A 2,538-nucleotide genomic window follows, 5' to 3' on the forward strand; every position below is an offset into this window, starting at 1 on the left:
GGCGAGCTGACGCAGATCGCCTGGAAGCACGACGTGCAGACCATGATCGAAGGGCCGGGTCACGTGCCCATGCACATGATCCAGGCCAACATGGAAGAGCAGCTCAAGCACTGCGATGAAGCGCCCTTCTACACCCTGGGCCCGTTGACCATCGACATCGCACCGGGCTACGACCACATCACCAGCGCCATCGGCGCGGCCATGATCGGCTGGTACGGCACCGCCATGCTCTGCTACGTCACGCCCAAGGAACACCTGGGCCTGCCGGACCGCGACGACGTCAAGGCCGGCATCATCGCGTACAAGATCGCAGCCCACGCCGCCGACGTGGCCAAGGGCCACCCCGGTGCGCGCGCACGCGACGACGCGCTGTCCAAGGCACGCTTCGAATTCCGCTGGAACGACCAGTTCAACCTCAGCCTGGACCCCGACACCGCGCGCGACTTCCACGACGAAACCCTGCCCAAGGATTCGAGCAAGGAAGCGCACTTCTGTTCCATGTGCGGACCCAAGTTCTGCTCGATGAAGATCACGCAGGAAGTGCGCGACTTTGCCGCCGCCAAGGGCTTGAGCGAAGAGGCCGCCCTGGCCGAAGGTCTGCAGGAAAAATCGGCCGAGTTCAAACGCGCGGGTGGCGAGATCTACATCCCGATCCAGCCCGTGAGCACCGACACCACCGCCCGCTGAGAACCTGCAGGCCTGGCCTGCAGCACCGTGCGCGCCCCAGGGCGCTGCGGTGTTCAACCCGGCAGAAAAAGCGCCTGCAGATCGCTCAAAAAATCAAAACCGCGCTCGGTGGGCCAGACGCGCAGGGCATCGCGCTCGATCAGGCCCTGGCGCTCGCCCTGCTCCAGCCCGCTGGCAATGGCCGACAGCGGCAGGCCAGTGCGGTCCATGAACTGCTGCAGCTCAAAGCCTTCTCGCAGGCGCAAGCTGTTGAGCATGAATTCGAAGGGCAGTTCTTTGCGCGCCACCTCTTCGCTGCTCACCACCGCCTGGCCCGCCATGGCCTTTTCCATGTACAGACGCGGTTCGCGCGCGCGCACCTGGCGCACCACCCGGTGCGCAAAACTGAGTTTGCTGTGCGCGCCGGCACCAATACCCAGGTAGTCGCCGAACTGCCAGTAGTTGAGGTTGTGCCAGCAGCGGTGGCCCGGTTGGGCGTAAGCCGACACCTCGTAGCGCTGCATGCCGGCTTCGCCGGTCAGTTCGGTGATGCGGTCCAGCATGGCGTAGGCATCGTCTTCGGGGGGCAGCACCGGCGGGTATTTGGCGAAGTAGGTATTGGGTTCGAGCGTGAGGTGGTAGATGGAGATGTGTGGTGGCCCCAGCGCGAGCGCGGTGCGCACATCGGCCTCGCAACCGGCCAGTTTCTGGCCCGGCAAGGCGTACATGAGGTCGAGATTGAAGGTGTCAAACGCCATCGCCGCCTCTTCCACCGCAGCGATGGCTTGCGCCCGGTCGTGCACCCTCCCCAGGGCCTTGAGGTGCTGGTCGTTGAAGCTTTGCACACCGATGGACAAGCGCGTGACGCCGGCCTGGCGAAAGGCGCGAAAGCGGTCTTTCTCAAACGTGCCGGGGTTGGCTTCCAGCGTGATCTCGGCGTCTGCGTCCAGCTTGAGCAGGGCACGCACATCGCCCAGCAGGCGATCGATGGCCTCGGGTGAAAACAGACTGGGCGTGCCGCCGCCAATGAACACACTGTGCACCGCGCGGCCCCAGATCAGGGGCAAGGCGGCTTCCAGATCGGCGCGCAAAGCATCCAGATAAGCCTGCTCGGGCAGGGCCTGGCCCGGTGCCGAGGTGGCGCTCCACTCGTGCGAATTGAAGTCGCAATACGGGCACTTTTTCAGGCACCAGGGCAGGTGGATGTACAGCGACAGCGGGGGCAGGCTGCTGAGCTGCAGCGTGCCCGGGCGCATCCAGTGCGCAACGTCTTGCGCGGCGTTGTGCTTGGTATCAGACACGGGTGGGCAACCCTGAAAGGTGCGCAAGGGATTTGCTCATGTCATCCAGCGCTCGCGCATCAAGGCCAGCATGTGTTGCGCGGCCTGGCCCCGGTGGCTGTGCGCATTTTTGACTTCGGTTGGCAACTCGGCAAAGGTCTTGCCGAACGATGGCAAGAACATCACCGGATCAAAACCAAACCCGTTCTCGCCCTGCGGCGCCTGGGTGATCAAGCCCGGCGCACGCCCGGTCGCCACCAAAGGTTCGGGATCGTCGGCGCTGCGCAAGGCCACCAAGGTGCTGACCAGCGCGGCGCGGCGGTCGGTTTGCCCGGCCATTTGCTCCAGCAGGGCACGCACATTGTTGGCATCGCTCTTGGGGTAGCCAAACTGGGTGGCGTAAAACGCCGTGTCCACGCCCGGCAAGCCGCCAAAGGCTTGCACGCACAGGCCGGCGTCGTCGGCCAGCGCGGGCAGGCCGCTGAGCCGCGATGCGTGGCGGGCCTTGGCAAGTGCGTTTTCGACGAAAGTGCGGTGCGGCTCGGGCGCTTCGGGTATGCCGAGATCGGCCTGGCGCACCAGCGCCACGCCC

General features: G+C 65.2%; 3 protein-coding genes. 1 reads left to right on the forward strand and 2 read right to left on the reverse strand.

The genetic code is table 11. The features are described 5' to 3' along the window. Positions 1–687: phosphomethylpyrimidine synthase ThiC (locus ABYB95_RS21400; RefSeq protein WP_372661684.1), on the forward strand; the 687-nt coding region annotated here is incomplete at its 5' end. Between the two features lie 53 nt (positions 688–740). Here ABYB95_RS21400 and hemW read toward each other — a convergent pair. Then, a complete protein-coding gene (gene hemW, locus ABYB95_RS21405) occupies positions 741–1,922 on the reverse strand; it encodes a radical SAM family heme chaperone HemW (RefSeq protein WP_372661690.1) in 1,182 nt (393 codons plus the stop codon). Between the two features lie 81 nt (positions 1,923–2,003). Beyond that, positions 2,004–2,538 (reverse strand): non-canonical purine NTP pyrophosphatase (locus ABYB95_RS21410; protein WP_372661687.1); only part of this gene is annotated, 535 nt, incomplete at its 5' end.

This window comes from Hydrogenophaga sp. (genome assembly GCF_041633695.1).
Taxonomy (GTDB): domain Bacteria; phylum Pseudomonadota; class Gammaproteobacteria; order Burkholderiales; family Burkholderiaceae_C; genus Hydrogenophaga.